The 22772-nt window shown below is 71.7% G+C and carries 17 protein-coding genes and 1 pseudogene; 11 read left to right on the top strand and 7 right to left on the bottom strand.

Going from position 1 to position 22772, the window contains the following annotated elements; all coding sequences use genetic code 11:
* Positions 1–11 precede the first annotated feature (11 nt).
* Complete coding sequence (locus tag AB5J56_RS11025; RefSeq protein WP_369232492.1) at positions 12–494, bottom strand: DUF456 domain-containing protein; 483 nt, start codon at positions 492–494, stop codon at positions 12–14.
* 63 nt (positions 495–557) lie between these two features.
* Positions 558–1547, bottom strand: a complete 990-nt coding sequence (locus AB5J56_RS11020; RefSeq protein ID WP_369232490.1) for a helix-turn-helix transcriptional regulator — start codon at positions 1545–1547, stop codon at positions 558–560.
* Positions 1548–2090: 543 nt separating this feature from the next.
* On the opposite strand from AB5J56_RS11020, the gene AB5J56_RS11015 reads away from it, so the two are divergent.
* Together AB5J56_RS11015 and AB5J56_RS11010 are read left to right on the top strand one after the other, a co-directional pair.
* Positions 2091–3719 carry a protein phosphatase 2C domain-containing protein gene (locus AB5J56_RS11015; protein WP_369232488.1) on the top strand — a complete coding sequence of 543 codons (1629 nt, stop codon included), beginning with the start codon at positions 2091–2093 and terminating at the stop codon, positions 3717–3719.
* A gap of 98 nt (positions 3720–3817) precedes the next feature.
* Positions 3818–5560, top strand: coding sequence for a pyruvate dehydrogenase (locus tag AB5J56_RS11010; RefSeq protein WP_369232486.1), 1743 nt, complete (start codon positions 3818–3820; stop codon positions 5558–5560).
* Positions 5561–5586: 26 nt separating this feature from the next.
* Here AB5J56_RS11010 and AB5J56_RS11005 read toward each other — a convergent pair.
* Positions 5587–6866 (bottom strand): annotated as a pseudogene (locus tag AB5J56_RS11005) (helix-turn-helix domain-containing protein).
* A gap of 245 nt (positions 6867–7111) precedes the next feature.
* On the opposite strand from AB5J56_RS11005, the gene AB5J56_RS11000 reads away from it, so the two are divergent.
* Positions 7112–7618 carry a hypothetical protein gene (locus AB5J56_RS11000; RefSeq protein ID WP_369232484.1) on the top strand — a complete coding sequence of 169 codons (507 nt, stop codon included), beginning with the start codon at positions 7112–7114 and terminating at the stop codon, positions 7616–7618.
* Positions 7619–8491: 873 nt separating this feature from the next.
* On the top strand, positions 8492–8914 hold the full coding sequence (locus AB5J56_RS10995) for an ATP-binding protein (RefSeq protein ID WP_369242491.1): 423 nt from the start codon (positions 8492–8494) through the stop codon (positions 8912–8914).
* A 99-nt stretch (positions 8915–9013) separates the two neighbouring features.
* Here the strand turns inward: AB5J56_RS10995 and AB5J56_RS10990 are convergent, their stop codons facing one another.
* The gene (locus AB5J56_RS10990; protein ID WP_369232482.1) at positions 9014–10060 is read right to left on the bottom strand and encodes a DUF2637 domain-containing protein; all 1047 of its coding nucleotides are present in this window, start codon (positions 10058–10060) and stop codon (positions 9014–9016) included.
* Positions 10061–10386: 326 nt separating this feature from the next.
* A complete protein-coding gene (locus AB5J56_RS10985; protein WP_369232480.1) occupies positions 10387–11265 on the bottom strand; it encodes a (2Fe-2S)-binding protein in 879 nt (292 codons plus the stop codon).
* Positions 11266–11421: 156 nt separating this feature from the next.
* Between AB5J56_RS10985 and AB5J56_RS10980 the strand changes: the two genes are divergently transcribed.
* Together AB5J56_RS10980 and AB5J56_RS10975 are read left to right on the top strand one after the other, a co-directional pair.
* Positions 11422–12300, top strand: coding sequence for a GntR family transcriptional regulator (locus AB5J56_RS10980; protein ID WP_369232478.1), 879 nt, complete (start codon positions 11422–11424; stop codon positions 12298–12300).
* Positions 12301–12459: 159 nt separating this feature from the next.
* Positions 12460–12741, top strand: coding sequence for a hypothetical protein (locus AB5J56_RS10975; protein ID WP_369232476.1), 282 nt, complete (start codon positions 12460–12462; stop codon positions 12739–12741).
* Positions 12742–12756: 15 nt separating this feature from the next.
* Here the strand turns inward: AB5J56_RS10975 and AB5J56_RS10970 are convergent, their stop codons facing one another.
* Both AB5J56_RS10970 and AB5J56_RS10965 read right to left on the bottom strand, forming a co-directional pair.
* Positions 12757–13536 carry a hypothetical protein gene (locus AB5J56_RS10970; RefSeq protein ID WP_369232474.1) on the bottom strand — a complete coding sequence of 260 codons (780 nt, stop codon included), beginning with the start codon at positions 13534–13536 and terminating at the stop codon, positions 12757–12759.
* A gap of 240 nt (positions 13537–13776) precedes the next feature.
* Positions 13777–15450, bottom strand: a complete 1674-nt coding sequence (locus AB5J56_RS10965; protein ID WP_369232472.1) for a PucR family transcriptional regulator — start codon at positions 15448–15450, stop codon at positions 13777–13779.
* 422 nt (positions 15451–15872) lie between these two features.
* On the opposite strand from AB5J56_RS10965, the gene AB5J56_RS10960 reads away from it, so the two are divergent.
* The 5 genes from AB5J56_RS10960 (at position 15873) to AB5J56_RS10940 (ending at position 22715) form a co-directional block, all read left to right on the top strand.
* Positions 15873–16763, top strand: coding sequence for a xanthine dehydrogenase family protein subunit M (locus AB5J56_RS10960; RefSeq protein ID WP_369232470.1), 891 nt, complete (start codon positions 15873–15875; stop codon positions 16761–16763).
* Positions 16763–17365, top strand: a complete 603-nt coding sequence (locus AB5J56_RS10955) for a (2Fe-2S)-binding protein (protein WP_369232468.1) — start codon at positions 16763–16765, stop codon at positions 17363–17365. Before AB5J56_RS10960 ends, AB5J56_RS10955 begins: the two co-directional genes overlap by 1 nt.
* 2 nt (positions 17366–17367) lie before the next feature.
* Positions 17368–19791: a xanthine dehydrogenase family protein molybdopterin-binding subunit gene (locus AB5J56_RS10950; RefSeq protein ID WP_369232466.1), complete on the top strand. Its 2424-nt coding sequence runs from the start codon at positions 17368–17370 to the stop codon at positions 19789–19791.
* Between the two features lie 253 nt (positions 19792–20044).
* Positions 20045–21502: an NCS2 family permease gene (locus tag AB5J56_RS10945; RefSeq protein WP_369232464.1), complete on the top strand. Its 1458-nt coding sequence runs from the start codon at positions 20045–20047 to the stop codon at positions 21500–21502.
* 43 nt (positions 21503–21545) lie between these two features.
* Positions 21546–22715 carry an XdhC family protein gene (locus AB5J56_RS10940; protein WP_369232462.1) on the top strand — a complete coding sequence of 390 codons (1170 nt, stop codon included), beginning with the start codon at positions 21546–21548 and terminating at the stop codon, positions 22713–22715.
* Positions 22716–22772: the final 57 nt, after the last annotated feature.

Here is a 22772-nt window from a genome sequence, read left to right as displayed (position 1 = left end):
GCCGCCGGGGCTCAGCCCCAGATCACCGCCCCCAGCCATGCCCCCGTGATCATCAGGCAGGCGAAGAGCTCCGCCAGCACGCTGGATCCCCCTGAGCGCATCACCGTCCGTACCGCCGTCACCGCCTGCCGGTGGCCGCCCAGCCGCAGCCGCTCGGAGACGTAGATGCCGGCCATGAAGCCGGGTATCGCGCCGAGGACGGGCAGCAGGAAGAAGCCGAGCAGGGCTCCGATCCCGGCGTACACCGCCATTCGGGGGGTGGCGCCGCCCTCGCGCAGCCGTCGGGGAGGCAGGCCCCAGCGGACCGCCTGGGACAGCAGCAGGACCAGGGTCGCGCCCACGAGGATCACCCAGGAGAGCGTCTGCGGGTCGTCCAGTGCCCACCACAGGACCGCGGCCCACACGAGCCACGACCCCGGCAGACCGGGCACCAGTACTCCGAACAGGCCGAGCAGTATCACCACGCCGACCAGCAGGAGTTCCCACACTCCCATCTGCCCAGGGTGCGGGACCGCGAGCGAATCCGCAGGTCGCAGGCGTCCGGGGCGGGTGGTGGCTCAGTCGAGCCGGTCCCGGGCGACCCAGCCGCGCTCGTAGGCGTGCCAGCCCAGCTGCAGCCGTGTCGTGACCCCCGTCAGCTCCATCAGGTGCTTCACCCGGCGCTGCACGGTCCTGAGGCCCAGGTCGAGCTGTTTGGCGACGCTCGCGTCGGTCAGCCCGGCGAGCAGCAGCGAGAGGATCTCCAGGTCCGTGCCGTCCGGGCCGTCCGGCTCCTGCTGGACGACGCCCCGGCTGCCGAGCCGCAGCGGCAGCGCGTCCCGCCACACCGACTCGAACAGGCCCGACAGCAGCTCGAGGAGTCCGCTCGCATGGACGACCAGAGCGGCGGGCTCCGCGCTGTGCGAGGTGAGCGGCACCATGGCGAGCGCCCGGTCGGCGATCACCAGCTTGGTCGGTACCTGGTCGACGACCCGCACCTGCTCGTCGCGGCCGAGCGCGGCGGACAGCTCGGTGATCCCGGTGGGCTGGTGCAGGACCGACCGCTCGACCACCACCCGGTAGCCGACCCCGCGGCCGGCGGCCTGCTCCTCGGCGTCGTTGTCCATCCCGGAGACGACGACCGGGTTCCCGGTGACCAGTGCGCACACCTCCTCGGTGGCGCCGAGCTGGAGCTGGAGGAAGCGCTGCGAGACGGCCGCCGCGCCGATCACCACCTCGACCAGGTCGTGCACGGCGGGCTCGGCGGCCTGGGCGCGGTACTCCTCGGCGAGCAGCGCGGCCGCCAGTTCCGCCTTCTCCAGCTCGTGCCGCTGCTGGGTGAGCAGCGCGCCGAGGGCGACCCCGGGCGGCGCCGCGACCCAGCGCCCGGGCCGGGCCGAGGACTGGGCCGCCAGGCCGTGCCGCTCCAGACGGCGCAGGGCGCGCTCGGTGTCGTACTCGGCGAGGGTGAGCCGTCGCGCGAGATCGGGCACGTCGGCGGCGCCCACGGACACCAGGGCCCGGTACGCCGACTCGTGTGTCTCGTCCAGACCTATCGCTCCCAGCATGCGGCGATGCCCTCCCCATGGATCCGTTCCGGCCGGTCGGCGGCGTCCGTGGCGGAAAACAGCCACGGCGCAAACCCGCCTCCGGACATCATCGCCGTACCCCCCGCCCCTCTGACAAGCTCACATCACCGCAGCATCAATCGCTGCCCGTAATGCCCGTCGTGGGCCGGTCCGGCCTGCGCGGATGCCGGTCGCACCGGACTGCGCGGACACGGGTGAAGCGATCTTGGGGAGTGATGGCGATGGCCGGATCTCGACCGTGAATCACAGCGGAGACCCAGGAAGGCACGTCACACTCGGGCCGAACCGACCGACACCAACGGCGAATCGGTCACCCAGACCGTGACCCGGGCCCACGTTGTGCGCCGGGCCCAGGTCACTCCGGCGCCGCCGGGCTGTTCTCCCGTGGGGGGTGGAACCGCCCGGCGGTTTTCGTATCCACGTTCGATACGTCATCCGACACGCCGTTCGACGACCAGTCCCCTGGCCGGTTTTTCCGGATGCCCCGTTTTCATCCGGCTCCCGCGGTGGACAATTAGGGGCATGAGCCAGCAGGGGGAGAGGCCCACCGGTCAGCAGGACGACTGGTGGGGGCAGTTGTACGACGACTCCACCGAGGACACGGGGCCCGCGGCCGCCGCCGATTCCCTCGACGACCGCTTCGCCTCGGCGCTCGGGACGGTGGAGCCGGCGTCGGAACCGGACGGGAGACGGGAGCCGGTACCCGCGCCGCGCCGCGATGTGCCGCCTCATCCGCCCCAGCCGCCCGCCGTACCGGAGCAGAGCGGCCAGACCGGTCAGTGGCCCGGCGCCGCGCCGCATCGAGCCGCCGCCTCGGTGCCTCCCGCCACGCCGGAGATCAGCGGACCGGCGCGGCAGCCCGCCCCGTGGGAGGCCCCGCCCACCGCCCCGCCGGGCCCGGCCAGCTTCCCGCCCGGGCCGACCCCGCCGGGATTCCGCGCGGCGGAGCCCGCCGACCGTGCCCCCACGGAATCGCCGGAGGCGCCCGACGCGGCACCCCCGGTGTCCCGGGCACCGGCCGACGTGCCGCCGCTCGGGGCCCCGGAGCGGACGGCGTTCGCCGAAGGGGACAGCGCCGCGCTTCTCGCCGACGCCTCGAAACCCCAGGACGCGGTACGGGACGAGGTGGGCGACGCCCTGCGGGATGCCGTACGGCCGCCCGCCCTCGCCGTGCCCCATGAGCCGCCCGTCGTCGACCACGTGGGCTCCGGCCCGCCCACCTACGACGCCGAGCCCACCGCGCTCCCGCCCGCCGACCCGGACGAGCTGGACGACCTGGTCGCCGACACCGTGCTGGACGGAGCGCGCTACGGCACCAGCACGCTGCGCGCCGCCTCCGTGCGCGGGGACTCCGCGCGCTACCGGGGCGAACCCCGCCGCGACTCCCTGCTCACCGCCCGCTTCGGCACCGGCGAGCAGGCGCTCGTCCTCGTCGCCATGGCGACCGGGGCCCGTGCCACACCCGGCGCGCACCGGGCCGCCGCCGAGGCGTGCCAATGGATCGGGCGGGCCGTCGGGCGCAGCCACGCGCGGCTGGCGGAGGACATCCGGGCCGCCCGGCGCGGGGATCTGAAGTCGGGTCTGCACCGGCTGACCGACCGCAGCCTCGGCAAGCTGCGGGCGAGCGCGGCCGAGCAGGGCATCGCGCCCGAGGAGTACACCGCGAGCCTGCGCTGCCTGCTGCTCCCGGCCGACCCGGAGTGCCGTACGCGCGTCTTCTTCGGTGTCGGCGCGGGTGGTCTGTTCCGGCTGCGGGACGGCGAGTGCCAGGACATCGAGCCGCGGGTCGCCGAGGTGGCCGGCGAGGCCGTGGTCGGCTTCGGCTCGCTGCCGCACGAGACCCCCGAGGGCGACCGGCTCACCATGGACCTCGGCATCACGACACCCCCGAGCCCGTACGAACCGGCCCCCGAACCGCCCCGCGCCCCCTTCCGCTTCCGCGCCTCCGTCGCCCGCCCGGGTGACACGCTCCTGCTGTGCACGGGCGGCCTCGCCGAGCCGCTGCGCGGCGAACCGGAGCTCGCCGAGCACCTGACGGCACGGTGGTCGACGGGGGAGGCGCCCGGCCTCGCCGCGTTCCTCGCCGACACCCAGGTGCGGGTCAAGGGGTACGCCGACGACCGGACGGCCGCGGCTGTTTGGGAGGCGTAACCGCGCCCCTTGTGAATTCATGGGAGGTGCAGGGATCCCGGTCGCCGCAGCGGGCGCGGGTCCCGGACCTCCCGGACGACACAAGGGGCGCGTGACTCATGGCCAAGCAGAACGTCGCCGAGCAGTTCGTCGACATCCTCGCCCGCGCGGGCGTCAAGCGGCTGTACGGCGTGGTCGGCGACAGTCTGAACCCCGTGGTGGACGCGATCCGCCGCAACTCCGCGATCGACTGGATCCATGTCCGGCACGAGGAGACCGCCGCCTTCGCCGCGAGCGCGGAGGCCCAGGTCACCGGGAAGCTGACCGCCTGCGCCGGCTCCTGCGGCCCCGGCAACCTGCACCTCATCAACGGTCTGTACGACGCCCACCGCTCCATGGCCCCGGTCCTCGCCCTCGCCTCCCACATCCCCTCCAGCGAGATCGGCCTCGGCTACTTCCAGGAGACCCACCCCGACCAGCTCTTCCGCGAGTGCAGCCACTACAGCGAGATGATCTCCAACCCGAAGCAGATGCCCCGTCTGCTCCAGACGGCGATCCAGCACGCGGTCGGGCAGAGCGGGGTGAGCGTCGTGACACTGCCCGGCGACATCGCGGACCAGGCCGCCCCCGACAAGCCCGTCGAGACCGCCCTCGTCACCTCCCGGCCCAGCGTGCGACCGGGCGACGCCGAGATCGACAAGCTCGTCGCGCTGATCGACGAGGCCGACAAGGTCACCCTGTTCTGCGGCAGCGGCACGGCGGGAGCGCACGCCGAGGTCATGGCGTTCGCCGGGAAGATCAAGTCCCCGGTGGGACACGCACTTCGGGGCAAGGAGTGGATCCAGTACGACAACCCGTACGACGTCGGCATGAGCGGACTGCTCGGCTACGGCGCCGCATACGAGGCCACCCACGAATGCGACCTGCTGATCCTGCTCGGCACCGACTTCCCGTACAACGCCTTCCTGCCCGACAACGTGAAGATCGCCCAGATCGACGTACGGCCCGAACACCTCGGCCGCCGCTCGAAGCTGGACCTGGCCGTGTGGGGCGACGCGAAGGAGACGCTGCGCTGTCTCATCCCGCGCGTGCGGACCAAGGAGAACCGGCGCTTCCTCGACAAGATGCTGAAGAAGCACGCCGACGCGCTGGAGGGCGTCGTCAAGGCGTACACGAGGAAGGTCGAGAAGCACGTTCCGATCCATCCCGAGTACGTGGCGGCGGTGGTGGACGAACTCGCCGACGAGGACGCGGTGTTCACCGTCGACACCGGGATGTGCAATGTCTGGGCCGCCCGCTACATCTCGCCCAACGGCCGCCGCCGCATCATCGGTTCGTTCTCGCACGGCTCGATGGCGAACGCGCTGCCGATGGCGATCGGCGCCCAGTTCGCCGACCGCGGCCGCCAGGTCGTCTCGCTCTCCGGCGACGGCGGATTCTCCATGCTGATGGGCGACTTCCTCACCCTCGTCCAGTACGACCTGCCGGTGAAGATCGTCCTGTTCAACAACTCCTCCCTCGGCATGGTCGAGTTGGAGATGCTCGTCGCCGGGCTTCCCTCCTACGGCACCGCGAACAAGAACCCCGACTTCGCGGCCGTCGCCCGCGCCTGCGGCGCCTACGGCGTACGCGTCGAGAAGCCCAAGCAGCTCGCGGGCGCCCTGAAGGACGCCTTCAAGCACAAGGGCCCGGCCCTCGTCGACATCGTCACCGACCCCAACGCCCTCTCCATCCCGCCGAAGATCAGCGCCGAGATGGTGACGGGCTTCGCCCTGTCCGCGTCGAAGATCGTCCTGGACGGCGGAGTCGGACGGATGGTGCAGATGGCCCGCTCCAACCTGCGCAACATGCCGCGCCCTTAGGGCGTGGGTCAGGCATAGGGTGCGCGTCAGCTGACGATCGGGGTCCAGCCCCGGTCGGCGTACCAGTACCGGGGCAGGCCCTTGATGCCGCTGGTGCGGAACGGGCGGCCGTGGTCGTCGATGCGGACCGTGCCGGTGCGCCCCACGGAGGACCAGTCGAGCTCCAGGTACCAGCGGCAGTCGCAGTCCTCGGTCAGGGCCTTGACCTCCAGGGCCTCCGGATCCGTCGCCGACACCCGAAAGGGCAGATGCCTCGCGGGGATCGGCGTGCCGGAGTCGCCGCCCGCGACGGGGCGGACCGTAGGGCGGTGCACGTCCAGGTCGATCGCGAAGGAGCTGGGCGTCATGTCCCCGCCGCAGCCCTGCGCCATCGAATAGGCCGTGCCCCGCAGCGGGGCGTCCCGCCCGACGACCCGGACCCGGAGCGCCTCCAGGACCACGGCGGTCGAGCTGCGCCCCTGCACCGAGATCCGCACCAGCGTCTCGCGGCCGTGCACCGCGCCCTGGGTGTCCGCCCACACCGCGGCGTCCTGTTCGACCGGGGGAGGCGGAACCTGCGCCGGCCGCTTGCCGATGACGTAGTCGTGATCGCAGTGGAGCTCCCAGGCCTGGGAGTCGGCGGTCCAGGTGAGGGGAGCGGGGGGATGGCGGCGGTGAGCGTGGTGGCGCTTCGGGAACGGGGCTTGGAAGCGGGGGGCGAGGTGGCGTCGTCGTCGGTCGACAGGGCCAGGAGGCTTGCCAGTACGGCGAGGAGGGCGGAGGCCAGGGCGATGGTGAGTGTGCGGCGTTTGCGGTGCCGGGGGCGGGTGGTGGGGACGGGGGAGGGCTCGTGGTTCGGGGCCTTCAGGGGCTTCGGGGCCTCTGGGGCTTGAGAGGCCTTTGAGGCTTCAGAGGCCTGCGAGACCTCCGGGGTTGTCGGGGCTTGTGAGACCTCCGTCGCCTGCGAGACCTCCGTAGCCTCCGTAGCCTCCGCGTTCTCCGTCATCGACGAGGGCGCACCAGGCTCAGTGGGAGCGATCCGGTCCGCCGGCGTATCCGTGGACCGAGGCCGCCGCCGTGCCTCCACGGCCCGGATCCAGCGGCGGTGCAGTTCGAGCCGTTCGTCCGGCGAGGCCCCGCACAGCGCGGCGAACCGCTCCAGGGGCGCGAAGTCGAGCGGGACCGCCTCGCCCGCGCAGTAGCGGTGCAGCGTGGAGGTGTTCATGGTGAGCCGTCGGGCGAGGGACCCGTAGCTGCGGTCCGTGCGCGCCTTCAGCTGTCTCAGCTGCGCCGCGAACTCCTCGACGTCGTCGTCCCGGGTCGACACGGTTCCCCCGTACTCGTGTATGCGTGTGCGCCCACCTGGTCCGGGCGGGCGTCTGCCGTCCCGGGACGGCATCCCAGGCACTCCATAGATCTGCACGTCAAAGGGGGTGGGATGGTTCCATGGTCGCGGATCGGATGCCGGTGCTTGCGTCCGCTTCCTGGGACCGCTGATGCTCTTGGTGTCGCACCGAACGACGCCGGATCGACCACCGGCGTCCTGAACTCACACACGGGGACAACTCACTCATGAACAGCAACAACAGCGCCCGCAAGTCGGTCCGTAAGCCGGTTCGCCGCGCCGCCCTGGCCGTCGGGCTCGCCGCGGCCGTCGCCCTGCCGCTGGGGCTCACCTCCTCGGCGCAGGCGTCCTCGGGGGCCGCCGCGTTCCGGACGGTCAGCGGGAAGCCGTCCGACTCGGTGACCCGGATCGCCGACTTCTACGGCGCCTACATCGACGCCCAGAGCGACCCCGACCACGGCGGCAAGCTGGCGGACGCGCTCCGCAAGTACTACGTGAGCGCCTCCTACCTCAACGAGATCAAGACGTGGGAGGCCAGGAACCACGCGGACGGCGTCCTGCGCGCCCAGAACGTCCCTGTGAAGTGGACGGTGACCGACAACGGCACGGCGGACTACACGGAGGCCGCGATCACCCTGACGTGGGGCGACCGGACCACCACCAAGCTCATCGTCGACATGACCAGGAGCCACAAGATCATCCACATCGGAACCAGGGGCATCGGCGGCAAGTAACGGGGGCTCGGGGGAGCAGGCGTCGTCGGCGGGGAGCGTTCGGGCTCCGCCGGCGGCGCCCTTGCGTGTCGTACGGGAGCCCTATGCCCCGCTCGCGTACGGCCGGATCGGCAGACGAGAATCGGTAGTTGGGGCGATTGCCCACGGTCACCGTGCCACTGCGCAACGTAGGTGCGAGGGGGTGGTGGACCGTCAAGTGCGCCGTCCCGCCCCGCGGCGGACGCCAGCCGCACCTCGCCGCGGAGGCTCCGCGAACCCGGGTATCGGCAGCGCGGGCACATGCCGGGCGGAGGATGCCGACGGCGACGTACCAGATGCATTCTGCCCACCCGACGGGCCCTCCATCCCTCCGGCCCGGCGCCACCACACCCCGCGACCTCGGGGCCCCGCCATTTCTCCGGGCCATGGACGTCCCCTCAACTCACCCCATTCACCAGGGCTTTCCCCGGGTCACGCAGGTGGGGCGCCCGCCTGCCGTCACCGGCCCTCCGGGCTCCGCCGCGGGCAGGGCACCCGCGCCGCCCATCGGCGAGGTGCGCGGGCGGACAGCCCTCCGCGGCGCGCGCTCCCCTCGCTCTCATGAGCGATCACAGGTGATCGGCCGTTGTGGCACGGATCCTCGCCCGGAGCCACGGGCGTCTCCGGCGCCGGGCTCCAGGGGGCGCTTCCCGGTGCGGACACGGCGCATCCGTGGGCGTACGGCGCATGGTTGTCGATTCGACATGACTGTCACGTTCTGGACGGGGCATGGATTCCCGTGAACGTGTTCGAGCAGGAGGGAAATCCGACATCGGCGTGCAGGCGGGGGTCATGAAGAGGCAGGTGCGAGGAGGCGGTCCCACGACCATGGGGGCGTCCTCGGCGAAGACGACAGTGGAGGAAGCGTCCGAGGGTGCCATGGATCAGTCGGGTGCCGCGCAGCTCAAGCGCAGGCTCGGCAGGGCGGACCTGCGGGCGGTGCCCGAGGCCCGCAGAGCACTGAGGGATTTGTTACGGCACTGGGGGAGGCCGGGAAAGTCCGAGATAGCCGAGCTGCTGACCAGCGAGCTCGTCACCAACGCGCTCATCCACACCGACCACGACGCCGTCCTGACAGCCACCGTCTCGCCTCGCGGACTCCGCGTGGAGGTACGGGACTTCGTGGGACGCAGGCCCAGACTGCGGGTACCGAACGCCGACGACGGTACGCACGGCAGAGGCCTCGTTCTCGTCCAGTCCCTCGCGGACGCGTGGGGGGTACGGGCGCACGGCGTGGGCAAATCGGTGTGGTTCGAACTGGATGGGGGCGCCGCCTGACATCGCAGGCGGCGCCCCCATCCAGTGTGTGCGGTCCAAGTCCCGGAAACCGTCCCGGACTCGGACGCGGGCCCGGCTTCGGCCGAACCGCTCTCGGCCTCAGCCGAACTGCTGCTCCAGGTCCTTGAGCTTGCGCTCCAGGGAGTCCAGGCGCGGCAGTGCCATCGTGTCGTCCTCGGCGGTGAGGTCGACGGTGATGGGGTCAGTGCTCTTGCGGACGGGCTGCAGGGAGGGACGGGAACGTACGGGCAGTTGCTCCGGCGCCGATATGGCAGAGTCCGCGGTCGCCGGGGCAGGGGCCCGCTCCACGGTCGTCGTGGTCTCGTTCTGGCGTGAGCCGCCGCGGCCGACAATGCCGCGGTGGCCGCGGCTGATCGCCTTCAGGTGCGCGCGCTCGACCCGCTCCTGCTCGCGACGGCGCAGTCGGGTCTGCTCCTTCTGGCGCTTGTCCTCGCGGACCTCGTCGACCGCCTCGTCCAGCGTGCGCACGTTCTCCAGGAGCATCAGCGACCAGGCGCTGTACGTCTCACGGGGAGCACGCAGCCAGCGGACGATCCGGATCTGCGGCAGCGGGCGCGGGACCAGGCCCTGCTCCCGCAGCGCCGCACGGCGGGTCTGCTTCAGCGCGCGGTCGAACAGCACCGCGGCGGACAGCGACATTCCGGAGAAGAACTGCGGGGCACCGGCGTGGTCGACGCCCCGGGGCGCGTGCACCCAGTTGAACCAGGCGGCGGCACCGGCGAACGTCCATACGAGTATCCGGGAGCCGAGCGCCGCGTCACCGTGGCTGGCCTCGCGCACCGCGAGGACGGAGCAGAACATGGCCGCGCCGTCGAGGCCGAACGGGACCAGGTACTCCCAGCCGTCGGTGAGGCCGAGGTTCTGCTGGCCGAAGCCGACCAGGCCGTGGAAGGAGAGCGCCGCGGCGACGGCGGCACAGCAGAACAGCAGCACGTAGGAGGCCGTGCCGTAGATGGCCTCCTTGCGCCTGCGGCGCTCCTCGCTGCGCTCCCACGAGTCTTCGCCGCTCGACGTGGTCTCCCCGGACCGCTTGCCACGCGCGAGCACCGCCACCGCCGCCAGCATGCCCAGGAGCAAAACGGCGCCCGGAAGCAGCCAGTTCAGCGATATGTCGGTCAGTCTCATCAGGGGTCCCTTGCATTGGGATAGGGCGTAACGCCCGCCATAGTGGCCCAATCCCGATGTCCCTCAGGGGGTTTCGGGGCAAGAGGCCGCCAAGGGGGTGCAAGGGAATGCGCAGGGCGGCGTTCTGCTCGAACTGCCGCGCGAGGGACGGGAGTTGAGTGCGAATAAGATTACCCGTACGGATGGTTCTACGGAAAGTTCCTGCGGCGAGTGAGGAAATTGTGAATCGCCTGTAACCGTGGGGCGTCCCAGTTCGAGTTGATCTTAGAGGGCACGGGCGGGCGGCGGCACCCCGGGGTGGGTCCCCGGGACCTGCGCTGCGGGCCTCAACCGGCGGTGCCGGCCGACAACTTGGCCAAGCGGTCGGCGTCGCAGGTGCGCGGGCAGGTGGCGCAGGTGTCCTCGGGGCGCAGGGTGTAGAAGAGGCAGCAGCTCACCCGGTCGCGGGTGGGCAGGGACTCGCCGCTCGGTCCGGTGAGTTCACGGAAGGCGGCGGAGCCCGCGTACGGCTTGGTGGCGCCCGGCATCAGGTGCTCCAGCTCGCTCATCGCCCGCCGCTCCTCGCCGAGGAGGTGGGCGACGTACCAGAGCCCCTCGACGACCTCGTCGGTCGCCATGCCCCACAGGGCCCGGCCGCGCCGCCGCATACGCGGTCCGAAGCCGCCGAGGACCGGTTCCAGATGCTCGGCCACGGCGGCCCGCACCTCGGCCCGCAGTGCCTCCTCGTCCGGCACGACGCGGGCGCCGGGCAGGCCGGCCGCCGGATCGTCGGGCAGACAGGCGAACTCCCCGGTTCGCACCGCCATGCGGCCGAGGGTGCGCTGGAAGGTGACGTTCTGCACGGGGAAGCGGGGCACGCGGCGCAGCAGGAACCACGGGACGGTGATCAGCAGACAGGCGGGCCAGGCGTACCGGTGGAGCCCGAAACTGGCGACGACGTCGGGACGCGCCCGCTCGCCGTACTCCCGCAGGACCTGGGCCTCGTCCCACGCGAGGAACGCGTCGAGATCGGCGCCGCCCTCCGCGAGCCCGGCGCTGGACACCCAGCCGCTGCCCTGGGGTGCCGCTTCCCGGGGGCCCAGTTCCATGACGCTCAGGCCCGGGAACACCTCGGTCAGCCGGGTGTACGCATCCGCGACGGCCGACCGGGCCGGGCGTGCGTCGGTGCCGGCCGGGGCGCCTGTGGCGAGAGTGGGGAGGGGCATGCAGGGACCACCGCTTCACGATCGTTTGCAGGTAAGGCTTACCTTATCCGAAGTGGTGGAGGTTTGAACTGGGGCCAGGTGCGCCTATGGTGCTTGACGGACGAGTAACAATCGACGCAATGCCCCCAAGTACCACCAAGCCCGGAGGAGGATCCCGTGGAGCAGGCCGGTCCGCTCGGCACGCACGGCTCCGCCGGGACACAGGCCCCGGACATCCGTGCGGGGTCCGTTCGGGTTCCGCCGCAGCCCCGGGCCGCGGACGTGGACCGGGAGCGGCTGACGGCCGCGCGTGGCGCTGCGGGTGACGGCACGGGCTCCGACGCGAGTGCCGGTACGGATATCGGGGTTCGCGGCGAGCACACCCACAGTGAGGTGTCCATCCCGGCGCCGCGTGCCCTGGGGGAGCGGCCCGTCGTCCAGCGGGCCTCGGTCCGCGGCCAGATCCTCGACGCCCTGCGGACCGCGCTGGTCGCGGGAGAGCTGGCGCCCGGCGAGGTGTACTCGGCGCCCGCGCTCGCCGATCGGTTCGGGGTGTCCGCGACGCCCGTACGCGAGGCGATGCAGCAGCTCGTGCAGGAGGGTGCCGTCGAGGTCGCGCCGAATCGGGGGTTCCGGATCATCGAGCGCGGTGCGCGGGAGCTTGCCGAGCTCGCCGAGGTCCGTGCCCTGATCGAGGTCCCCGTCATGCTGCGCCTGGCCCGTACGGTGCCCGCCGCGCGCTGGGCCGAGCTGCGCCCGCTCGCCGAGGAGACGGTGCGGGCCGCGTCCTCGGGCTGCCGCGCGACCTACGCCGAGTCCGACCGCGCCTTCCATCGCGCGCTTCTCACTCTCGCCGGGAACTCCCAGCTGGTGCAGATCGCGGACGACCTGCACCGCCGCGCCCAGTGGCCCCTCGTCGGCGCCCCCGCCTCCCGTGGCCGCGCCGACCTCGTCGCCGACGCCGCCGAACACACGGCGCTCCTGGAGGCCCTGATCGCCCAGGACCTGCCGGTCGTCCAGTCCCTGGTGGGGGAGCACTTCGCGGGGGCGTGCTGAGGCAGGCCGCCACGGGCGCCGGTATGTCCGCTTCCCGTGGCCCATGTCACGAATCGGTGTGGGACGCGCAACATGCCCGGTTCTCGGGAACCCGCCCCGCCCTCGCCGCGTGCCCATGAGTACGCGGCGAGAGCCGGAGTGAAAGCGGGGGAGAATCCGATGCCCGACCCGTCCTGGCAGGCGATGCAGCAAGTCCAGCAGGCCCAGCAGATCCATCAACAGCATGTGCGGAGCCATCGCGCGATGCACGACATGGCCCGTTCGCACACCAGGCACCCCGGTGCGCCGCGCACGCACTACCCGGCCCCGGTCCACGGCGCGAGCCGCGGCGGCAGCCTGCGCAGCTTCCTCGGGTTCCTGGCTCTCGTGGCCGTCGGGTTCTTCCTGGCCCGCGACCCCGAACTCCGTGCCGCCGCGCTGGAGTTCATGCGCGACATATAGGCGGACGTACGGCCCTCAGGGCTGGACCGTGGCCGCCGGTGGGGCCAACTGCCGGGCCAGCCACGTCGGTACGCCGCCCAGGAGGCGGAACAGCCGTCCCGCCTCCGCCCGCAGCCGGGTCGCCTCGGGTTCGGCCTCGGCGTCGGCCAGTGAGGCCAGCGCCGGGGCCGTACCGACGAGATAGCCCAACTCCTCGCGGATGCGCAGGGATTCGGCGAAGCCGTGCCGGGCCTCGGCCACCTCGCCGTCACGCAGGGCGAGTCCGGCGAGATGGCGCCAGGTGAAGGAGAGCAGGAGCGGATCGCCCTGGGCGGTGGCCCCGGCGTGGGCGCGCCGGTAGGCGGCGCGGGCGGACTGCGGGGAGCGCGCGAGGTTCTCGGCGAGCAGCCCGCGCCGGAAGTCCAGCAGGGCCCGCCCCGGCGCACCCGGCGCGAGCAGCGCGGCGGCCCGCCCGAGCGCGGTCTGCGCCTCGTCCGCCCGGTCGCGCACGGCGAGCAGTGTGGCCGCGTAGGCGAGCTGCCCGCGCTCGCAGGCCGCGGCGCCCCGTTCCTCGTCGCTCTGCGCCAGCGCCTCCGCCGTACGCAGCGCGTCCTCGGCCTCGGCCCAGCCCTGCTCGGTGTACAGGCAGCGCTCGACGAGAAGTGACGCTCTCTGGAGGGCGGCCGCCGCGGTGTGCGGTGGCAGCAGCGCGGCCGCGTCGGCCCAGCAGGCGCGAGAGCGCAGCCGCCATACCGCGGTCTGGAGTGGATCGTCCCCTGCAGTCGTTCCGGAACCAGACATGGCGGTATGCGCCACGTTGCCCTCCCCAGGGTCCTGTTCTTCGGATCAGCTCGTGGTCGCGGGGGTACTGCCTCTCGACACCAACCTGATCCGAAGGACAGGCCCAGCACGCCATTGAGCTGTTGAGTGGTGGCGGCATCTCAGCACGGATTGCGGCGCCGGGCCAAGAGGGTGGGTGAAACATTTCACAAAGTCGTGGGACAAGTGGCGGGCCGACGGCGGCACTTGGTGCCACCGCCGTACGCCCTCATGACCTCAGCTCATCCGCAGTGCCAGGAAGAAATCGAGCTTGTCCTCCAGCCGGGAGAGGTCCCGGCTCGTCAACTGCTCGATACGGCCCACCCGGTAGCGCAGCGTGTTGACGTGCAGGTGCAGCCGCGCCGCGCAGCGCGTCCAGGAGCCGTCGCAGTCGAGGAACGCCTCCAGGGTGGGGATCAGCTCGGCGCGGTGCCGGCGGTCGTAGTCGCGCAGCGGGTCGAGCAGGCGGGCCGTGAACGCGCGGCGCACGTCGTCCGGGACGAACGGCAGCAGCAGGACGTGCGAGGCCAGCTCCTGGTGCCCGGCCGCGCAGACCCGGCCCGGACGGGCGGCGGCGACCCGGCGGGCGTGCCGCGCCTCCTCCAGCGCGCCGCGCAGCCCCTCCGCCGAGTGCACGGCGGCGCTGACGCCGAGGGTGAGCCGGCCGTCGTCGTTCAGGCCCGCCGACAGCGGGTCGCGGACGGCCTCCAGGAGGGTGTCGGCGAGCACTCCGGTCTCGGAGCCGTCATGCTCCGTGGACACCGCCGGAAGCGGGACGAGGGCGATCGCCTCGTCACCCGTGTGGGCCACCGCGATGCGGTCGGAGTGCTCGGGACCGGCGGCCAGCGGATCCACGAGGATCTCCTCCAGCAGCGACTGGGCGACCGGACCGCCTTCCATCTCCCCGCCGTCCCACTCGACCCGGGCGACCACGACCTGCCAGTGCGGCGCCGTGCCGAGCCCGGGCAGCAGCACCGGCGCCGCGACCCGCAGCCGCGCCGCGATCTCCGCGGGCGCGGCACCCGCCTGCACCAGCTCCAGGACCTCCTGCGCGAGCCGTCGCCGCACCGTGCGCGCCGCGTCCCGCCGGTCCCGCTCGACCGCGATCAGCTGGGTGACGCCCTGGAGCAGGTCGAGCCGCTCCGCGGGCCAGTCCCCGGCGTCCGCCTCCACGGCCAGCAGCCAGTCGGAGAGCACCGTCTCCCGTACGTCCCGGGAGGCGCCGGCGGTTCGGCCGGACGAGCGGATCGGGAAGAGCGAGTACGTCACCGGTCCCACCGTCACCCGGTGCGGCCCGCGCCGCCCGGTGCGCACCGCCGCCAGATGCTCCGCGGCCAGCTTGGCGCACACATCGCCGGGCAGCGCCTGCCCGGCGAGTTTCGACCCCGCGATGGGCCGTCCGGTGGGCGAGAGCACCCAGGCCCGCAGGTCCAGGTCGGTGCCGAGCAGGTCCAGGACCACGTCGGGGCCGCCGCCGGCCGGGCCCGAGGTCATCATCCGGCGGTGCCGGTCCACCACCGCGGCCAGGTCCCCGGCCCGCTCGCCCGAGACCTGCCGTACGACATGCTCGGTGATCGTCGCGAAGGCCACCGATTCGTTCACCGCGAACAGCGGCAGCCGGTGGCGGGTGCAGGCCAGCACCAGGTCGTCCGGGATGTCGCCCAGCTCGGCCTCGCCGGCGGCGAGGCCGGCGACCCCGGCGCCCGCGAGGATCCGTACGAACGGCTCGGAGTCCGCCGCGTCGTGCCGCCAGGCGAGGCCCGTGAGGACCAGCTCGCCGCCCGAGAGGTAGCGGCTGGGGTCCTTGAGGTCGGTGGTCATCACACCGCGCACGGTGCGGTCCAGCTCGTCCTCGCCGCCGAGGAGCCTGAGGCCCAGCGCGTCGGTGTCCAGCAGTGCGCGCAGCCGCATGTCTCGTCGCCGCCGTTCTTGTCTCGAAATCTACGATGGATCTGATGGTGTCCGAAGGTGGGCGCCCGACTAACGGGTGCCTGGTTCCGGAATGCGGGCCGACGGAGGCGCGAGGACGGTGGTCCAGACCCCTCCAAGGCCCTGTCCTGGGCTTTTGCGCACAGAAGCCCTCCGCTCCTGGGACTGTGTCCGGCGTTTCCAGAGAAAAACGAGGAGGTTACTGATGGCCTCCGTTCATATGAATCTACAAGATGCACAGCCTGGCCAGCCAACTCCTTCATGGTTTCGGTGACTGACCCCGGTGGAGTACGGCGCTGTGTACTGACGTCAATGCGCGTTAACAACACATGAACGAGCCCGGCTCGCAGCGCACAATCTGGCTCAAAGTGAACCACCCACGATTACGAAGAGGAGAGCCACTCATGGACTTCCTTCGCCCCGCCAGCTGGGAGGAGGCGCTCGCCGCAAAGGCAGCGCACCCCACGGCTGTGCCGATCGCGGGTGGCACCGATGTCATGGTCGAGATCAACTTCGACCACCGCCGACCCGAGTACCTCCTGGACCTGAACCGCATCGACGAGCTCGGCGAGTGGGAGGTCGGACAGGAGAGCGTCCGGCTCGGCGCCTCCGTCCCCTACGCCGCGATCATGGAGAACCTGCGCGGCGAGCTGCCCGGCCTGGCCCTGGCCTCGCACACCGTGGCCTCCCCGCAGATCCGCAACCGCGGCGGCGTCGGCGGCAACCTCGGCACCGCCTCCCCGGCCGGTGACGCTCACCCCGCCCTCCTCGCGGCAGGCGCCGAGGTGGAGGTGGAGTCCGTACGCGGCTCCCGGCTGATCCCGATCGACGCGTTCTACACCGGTGTGAAGCGCAACGCGCTCGCCCCGGACGAGCTGATCAGGGCCGTCCACATCAGGAAGGCCGACGGGCCGCAGCAGTACTCCAAGGTCGGCACGCGCAACGCGATGGTGATCGCGGTGTGCGCCTTCGGGCTCGCGCTGCACCCCTCCTCGCGCACCGTCCGTACCGGCATCGGCTCGGCCGCGCCCACCCCGGTCCGCGCCAAGACCGCCGAGGAGTTCCTGAACGCGGCGCTCGAAGAGGGCGGCTTCTGGGACAACGGCAAGATCATCACCCCGTCGATCGCCAAGCAGTTCGCGGACCTCTGCTCCGCCGCCTGCAACCCGATCGACGACGTCCGGGGCACGGCGAGCTACCGACGCCACGCGGTCGGCATCATGGCCCGCCGCACGCTGACCTGGACCTGGGAGTCGTACCGCGGTACCGCCGCTCGCACGGAGGGAGTCGCGTGATGCGCGTCAATTTCACGGTCAACGGCCGTCGGCAGGAAGCCGACGACGTGTGGGAGGGCGAGAGCCTGCTGTACGTCCTGCGCGAGCGCATGGGTCTGCCCGGTTCCAAGAACGCCTGCGAGCAGGGCGAGTGCGGCTCCTGCACGGTCCGCCTCGACGGCGTGCCGGTGTGTGCGTGTCTGGTGGCGGCCGGTCAGGTCGAGGGCCGCGAGGTCGTCACGGTCGAGGGCCTCGCCGACTTCGCCAAGCAGCGCGCGGAGCACGGCGGTTGCGCCACCGGCGCCCGCGGTACGCGGGACGCGTCCGGGACTTCGCTCGACGAGGCCCAGCGGTGGGGCGCCCAGGGGCACGACTCGCAGACCGGTGAGGGCACCGAACTTGCTCCCATCCAGCAGGCGTTCATCGACGCCGGCGCCGTCCAGTGCGGCTTCTGCACCCCGGGTCTGCTGGTCGCGGCCGACGAGATGCTGGAGCACAACCCGAACCCGAGCGACGCGGACATCCGCGAGGCGCTCTCGGGCAACCTGTGCCGCTGCACCGGCTACGAGAACATCATGGACGCGGTCCGCCTCGCGGCCGCCCGGCAGTCCGAGGCGGTGTGATCATGGGTACGACCGGTACGCCCACCAACATCACGCAGGGCTCCAGGACAAAGGGCGGCGTCGGCGAGTCGACGCTCCGCCCGGACGGCACCCTCAAGGTCACCGGCGAGTTCGCGTACTCGTCCGACATGTGGCACGAGGACATGCTGTGGGGCCACACCCTGCGCTCCACGGTCGCGCACGCCGAGATCGTGTCGATCGACACCTCCGAGGCCCTCGCGCAGCCCGGCGTCCACGCCGTCATGACGTACGACGACCTGCCGACCGAGGTGAAGAACTACGGCCTGGAGATCCAGGACACCCCGGTCCTCGCGCACGGCAAGGTCCGCCACCACGGCGAGCCCGTCGCGATCGTCGCCGCCGACCACCCGGAGACCGCGCGCCGCGCCGCCGCCAAGATCAAGGTGGAGTACCGGGAGCTGCCCGTCATCACCGACGAGGCCTCGGCCACCGCGCCCGACGCCGTCCTCGTCCACGAGAACCGCGACGACCTCCCCCAGTCTCAACTTCGTTCGACCGGGGGGACCCCCACCATCGGCCACGTCCCGCACCCGAACATCGTGCACCGCCAGCCGATCATCCGCGGTGACGCCGAAGCGGCCGCCAAGAAGGCCGACTTCATCGTCAAGGGCGAGTACACCTTCGGGATGCAGGACCAGGCCTTCCTCGGCCCGGAGTCCGGCCTCGCCGTACCCGCCGACGACGGCGGCGTCGACCTCTACATCGCCACCCAGTGGCTGCACTCGGACCTGCGCCAGATCGCGCCCGTCCTCGGCCTGCCCGAGGAGAAGGTCCGCATGACGCTCTCCGGCGTCGGCGGCGCCTTCGGCGGCCGCGAGGACCTGTCGATGCAGATCCACGCCTGCCTGCTCGCCCTGCGCACGGGTAAGCCGGTCAAGATCGTCTACAACCGCTTCGAGTCCTTCTTCGGGCACGTCCACCGCCACCCCGCCAAGCTCACCTACGAGCACGGCGCGACCAAGGACGGCAAGCTCACCCACCTGAAGGCCCGGATCGTCCTGGACGGCGGCGCCTACGCTTCGGCCTCCCCGGCGGTCGTCGGCAACGCCTCCTCGCTCGGCGCGGGACCGTACGTCATCGACAACGTCGACATCGAGGCCATCGCCCTCTACACCAACAACCCGCCCTGCGGCGCGATGCGCGGCTTCGGCGCGGTCCAGGCGTGCTTCGCCTACGAGGCCCAGATGGACAGACTCGCCGACGAGGTGGGCATGGACCGGGTCGCGTTCCGTCAGCTCAACGCGATGGAGCGGGGGAGCACCATGCCGACCGGGCAAGTCGTCGACTCGCCCGCTCCGGTCGCCGAACTCCTGCGCCGCGTCAAGGCGATGCCGATGCCGCCGGAGCAGCAGTGGCTCGCGGCGGGCGAGGCGGCGGACGTACGCCAGCTGCCGGGCGGTCTGTCCAACACCACGCACGGCGAGGCCGTCGTACGCGGTGTCGGGTACGCGGTCGGCATCAAGAACGTCGGCTTCTCCGAGGGCTTCGACGACTACTCGACGGCCAAGGTGCGCATGGAGGTGGTCGGCGGTGAGCCGGTGGCCACCGTGCACACCGCGATGGCGGAGGTCGGCCAGGGCGGCGTCACCGTCCACGCGCAGATCGCCCGCACCGAGCTGGGGGTCGCCCAGGTGACGATCGCCCCGGCCGACACGCAGGTGGGCAGCGCCGGTTCGACCTCGGCCTCGCGTCAGACGTACGTCACCGGTGGCGCCGTCAAGAACTCCTGCGAGCTGGTCCGCGAGAAGGTCCTCGAAATCGGCCGCCGCAAGTTCGGTACGTACCACCCCGCCTGGGCCACCGCCGAACTGCTCCTGGAGGGCGGCAAGGTCGTCACCGACGGCGGCGAGGTCCTCGCCGACCTGGCCGACGTGCTCGAAGACGAGGCCGTCGAGATCGAGGCCGAGTGGCGCCACCGTCCCACGGAGCCCTTCGACCTGCGCACCGGACAGGGCTTCGGCCACGTCCAGTACACCTTCGCCGCGCACCGCGCGGTCGTCGAGGTGGACACCGAACTCGGCCTGGTCAAGGTCATCGAGCTGGCCTGCGCCCAGGACGTCGGCAAGGCGCTCAACCCGCTGTCCGTCATCGGCCAGATCCAGGGCGGCACCCTCCAGGGCATGGGCATCGCGGTCATGGAGGAGATCGTCGTCGATCCCAGGACCGCGAAGGTCAGGAACCCGTCCTTCACCGACTACCTGCTCCCCACCATCCTCGACACGCCGACCATCCCCGTCGACGTGCTCGAACTCGCCGACGACCACGCGCCGTACGGGCTGCGCGGCGTCGGTGAGGCCCCGACCCTGTCGTCCACCCCGGCCGTCCTCGCGGCGATCCGGAACGCGACGGGTCTCGAGCTCAACCGCACCCCGGTCCGCCCCGAGCACCTCACGGGCACCTCATAAGGCTCTCCGGGCGGCGCAGGGAACGTCACACTTCACCGCGCCGCCCGGAGTACTCAAGTACCGCACCGCTCGCGGCACTTGAAGCACCACCTGGCAACACCCAGCAGCACCCGGAAACACCCAGCAACATCCCTGGTACCACCACTAGTTCGTCTCGGGCCGTCCCCCGGGTCGTGCAGCCGCAGCACCTTCCCAAATCCCGCAGCCGTCAGGGCGACGCGGGTGCCCCTGTGAACCTTGGGAGTCAGGCATCATGACCCAGCAGTCACTGGAGCCGAAGACCGTCGCGGACGACGCGGGCGCGGGTAGCCGCGTCCCCGCCGGACGGTCTTGGCTCGACCGGTACTTTCACATATCCCAGAGAGGAAGCTCGGTCGCGCGTGAGGTGCGCGGCGGCGTCACCACCTTCATGGCGATGGCGTACATCCTGCTGCTCAACCCGCTGATCCTGTCCGGCAAAGATGTCGCCGGACACACCCTCGGCCAGCAGCCGCTCATCACCGCCACCGCGTTCGCGGCGGCCTTCAGCACGCTTTTGATGGGCTTCTTCGGCAAAGTGCCGCTCGCCCTGGCCGCCGGACTCTCCGTCTCCGGTGTGCTCTCCTCGCAGGTCGCCCCGCAGATGTCCTGGCCGCAGGCCATGGGCATGTGTGTGATCTACGGCGTGATCATCATGCTGCTGGTCGTCACCGGCCTGCGCGAGATGATCATGAACGCGATCCCGCTGGCGCTCAAGCACGCCATCACCATGGGCATCGGCCTGTTCGTCGCACTGATCGGCTTCTACAAGGCCGGCTTCGTGCACCAGGGCAAGACGACCCCGGTCACCCTCGGCCCCGGCGGTGAACTCGCCGGCTGGCCGGTGCTGCTCTTCGCGGCGACCCTGCTCCTCATCTTCATGCTCCAGGCCCGGGGCATCCCCGGTGCCATCCTGATCGGCATCGTCTCGGGCACGGTCCTCGCCGTGATCCTCAACTCGCTCGACGTCATCAGCCCCACGCAGTGGGCGAGCGGCGCCCCCGAACTGCACGGCAGCGCGGTCTCGATGCCGGACTTCTCGCTCTTCGGAGACGTCGAGTTCGGCGGCTGGGGCGACGTCGGCGTGATGACGGTCGGCATGATCGTCTTCACGCTCGTGCTGGCCGGGTTCTTCGACGCGATGGCCACCATCATCGGCGTCGGCACGGAGGCCAAGCTCGCCGACGCACAGGGCCGGATGCCGGGCCTGTCCAAGGCGCTGTTCATCGACGGCGCGGGCGGTGCGGTCGGCGGTGTGGCCGGCGCGTCCGGTCAGACGGTCTTCGTGGAGTCGGCCACGGGCGTCGGCGAGGGTGCCCGCACGGGTCTGTCCTCGGTCGTCACCGGACTGTTCTTCGCGGCCTGTCTGTTCTTCACTCCGCTGACGGCGATCGTCCCCGGCGAGGTCGCGGCGGCGGCCCTGGTGGTCATCGGCGCCATGATGATGATGAACGCCCGGCACGTCGACTGGGCCGACCGCGCCACCGCGATCCCGGTCTTCCTGACCGTCGTGATCATGCCGTTCACGTACTCCATCACCGCGGGCGTCGCGGCCGGAGTCCTGTCGTACGTCGCCATTAAGATCGCCCAGGGCAAGGCGCGGGAGATCGGGGCGTTCATGTGGGGGCTGACGGTGATCTTCCTCGTCTTCTTCGCCCTCAACCCGATCGAGAGCTGGATGGGCGTGCACTGAGCGCCCTCCCCGTAGTCGCCAAGTCGCTCAAGGAGACCGAGAGATGCTGGACATCGCCGAAGAGCTGCACCGGTGGGTCGAGCAGGGACGCGACTTCGCCGTGGCCACCGTGGTGGCCGTCGGCGGCAGCGCGCCCCGCCTGCCCGGCGCCGCCCTCGCGGTGGACGCCGACGGCACGGCGATCGGCTCGGTCTCCGGCGGCTGCGTGGAGGGTGCGGTCTACGAGCTGTGCAGGCAGGTGCTGGAGGACGGTGAAGCCGTCCTGGAGCGCTTCGGCTACAGCGACGAGGACGCCTTCGCCGTGGGACTGACCTGCGGCGGCGTCATCGACATCCTGGTGACCCCGGTTCGGACGTCCGACCCGGGGCGCAAGGTGATCGCGGACGCGCTGGCCGCCGCTGCTGTTGGGGCAGCGGCGGCGGTCGCGCGGATCGTCTCAGGACCCGCCGAACTGCTCGGCCGAGCCCTGCTCGTCCGTCCCGACGGGTCGTACGAGGGCGGATCCGGCGCCCATCCGGAACTCGACCGGAGCATCGCCGAGGAGGCGGCCGCCTTCCTGGACGCCGGCCGGACCGGCACCCTGGAGATGGGCGAGCAGGGTTCCCGCTGCGGAGCACCGCTCACGGTGCTCGTCGAGTCGTCGGTCCCGCCGCCCCGCATGATCGTCTTCGGCACCATCGACTTCGCCTCCGCGCTGGTGCGCATCGGCAAGTTCCTCAACTACCACGTCACGGTGTGCGACGCCCGACCCGTCTTCGCCACCGCCGCCCGCTTCCCCGAAGCCGACGAGATCGTCGTCGAGTGGCCGCACCGGTACCTGGAGCGCACCCAGGTCGACGCCCGGACGGTGCTGTGCGTGCTGACGCACGAGGCCAGGTTCGACGTCCCGCTGCTCCAGCTCGCACTGAAGCTGCCGGTCGCCTACGTCGGCGCGATGGGCTCCCGCCGCACCCACCTGGACCGCAACGACCGCCTCCGCGAAGTCGGCGTCACCGAGCTGGAGTTGTCCCGACTCAGGTCCCCGATCGGCCTCGACCTCGGCGCCCGTACGCCTGAGGAGACGGCCCTGGCCATAGCCTCGGAGATCGTCGCCGACAGGCATGGCGGCAGCGGGGTCTCGCTCACGGGGGCGCATACGCCGATCCATCACGAGAGCGCTCAGCACGACACGCCGACCGCGCTCGGCGGGCGCGGCGCCACGACCGCCGCGTAGCAGCGCGGTCGGCGCCCCTTGCGCGGGCGCCACTTCACGGGGCAAGGCTCTCCACCT

The sequence above is a fragment of the Streptomyces sp. R21 genome (assembly GCF_041051975.1).
In the GTDB taxonomy this organism is placed as follows: domain Bacteria; phylum Actinomycetota; class Actinomycetes; order Streptomycetales; family Streptomycetaceae; genus Streptomyces.
This window is presented reverse-complemented; position numbering and strand designations above follow the sequence as displayed.

Coding starts and splice junctions, on each gene's coding strand:
- AB5J56_RS10965 (WP_369232472.1), bottom strand. CDS start 15,450: ATGCGGCTGCGCGCACTGCTGGACACCGACGCGCTGGGCCTCAGGCTC.
- AB5J56_RS10990 (WP_369232482.1), bottom strand. CDS start 10,060: ATGAGACTGACCGACATATCGCTGAACTGGCTGCTTCCGGGCGCCGTT.
- AB5J56_RS10945 (WP_369232464.1), top strand. CDS start 20,045: ATGACCCAGCAGTCACTGGAGCCGAAGACCGTCGCGGACGACGCGGGC.
- AB5J56_RS11010 (WP_369232486.1), top strand. CDS start 3,818: ATGGCCAAGCAGAACGTCGCCGAGCAGTTCGTCGACATCCTCGCCCGC.
- AB5J56_RS11020 (WP_369232490.1), bottom strand. CDS start 1,547: ATGCTGGGAGCGATAGGTCTGGACGAGACACACGAGTCGGCGTACCGG.
- AB5J56_RS10985 (WP_369232480.1), bottom strand. CDS start 11,265: ATGCCCCTCCCCACTCTCGCCACAGGCGCCCCGGCCGGCACCGACGCA.
- AB5J56_RS10960 (WP_369232470.1), top strand. CDS start 15,873: ATGGACTTCCTTCGCCCCGCCAGCTGGGAGGAGGCGCTCGCCGCAAAG.
- AB5J56_RS11015 (WP_369232488.1), top strand. CDS start 2,091: ATGAGCCAGCAGGGGGAGAGGCCCACCGGTCAGCAGGACGACTGGTGG.
- AB5J56_RS10975 (WP_369232476.1), top strand. CDS start 12,460: ATGCCCGACCCGTCCTGGCAGGCGATGCAGCAAGTCCAGCAGGCCCAG.
- AB5J56_RS10955 (WP_369232468.1), top strand. CDS start 16,763: ATGCGCGTCAATTTCACGGTCAACGGCCGTCGGCAGGAAGCCGACGAC.
- AB5J56_RS11000 (WP_369232484.1), top strand. CDS start 7,112: ATGAACAGCAACAACAGCGCCCGCAAGTCGGTCCGTAAGCCGGTTCGC.
- AB5J56_RS11025 (WP_369232492.1), bottom strand. CDS start 494: ATGGGAGTGTGGGAACTCCTGCTGGTCGGCGTGGTGATACTGCTCGGC.
- AB5J56_RS10940 (WP_369232462.1), top strand. CDS start 21,546: ATGCTGGACATCGCCGAAGAGCTGCACCGGTGGGTCGAGCAGGGACGC.
- AB5J56_RS10950 (WP_369232466.1), top strand. CDS start 17,368: ATGGGTACGACCGGTACGCCCACCAACATCACGCAGGGCTCCAGGACA.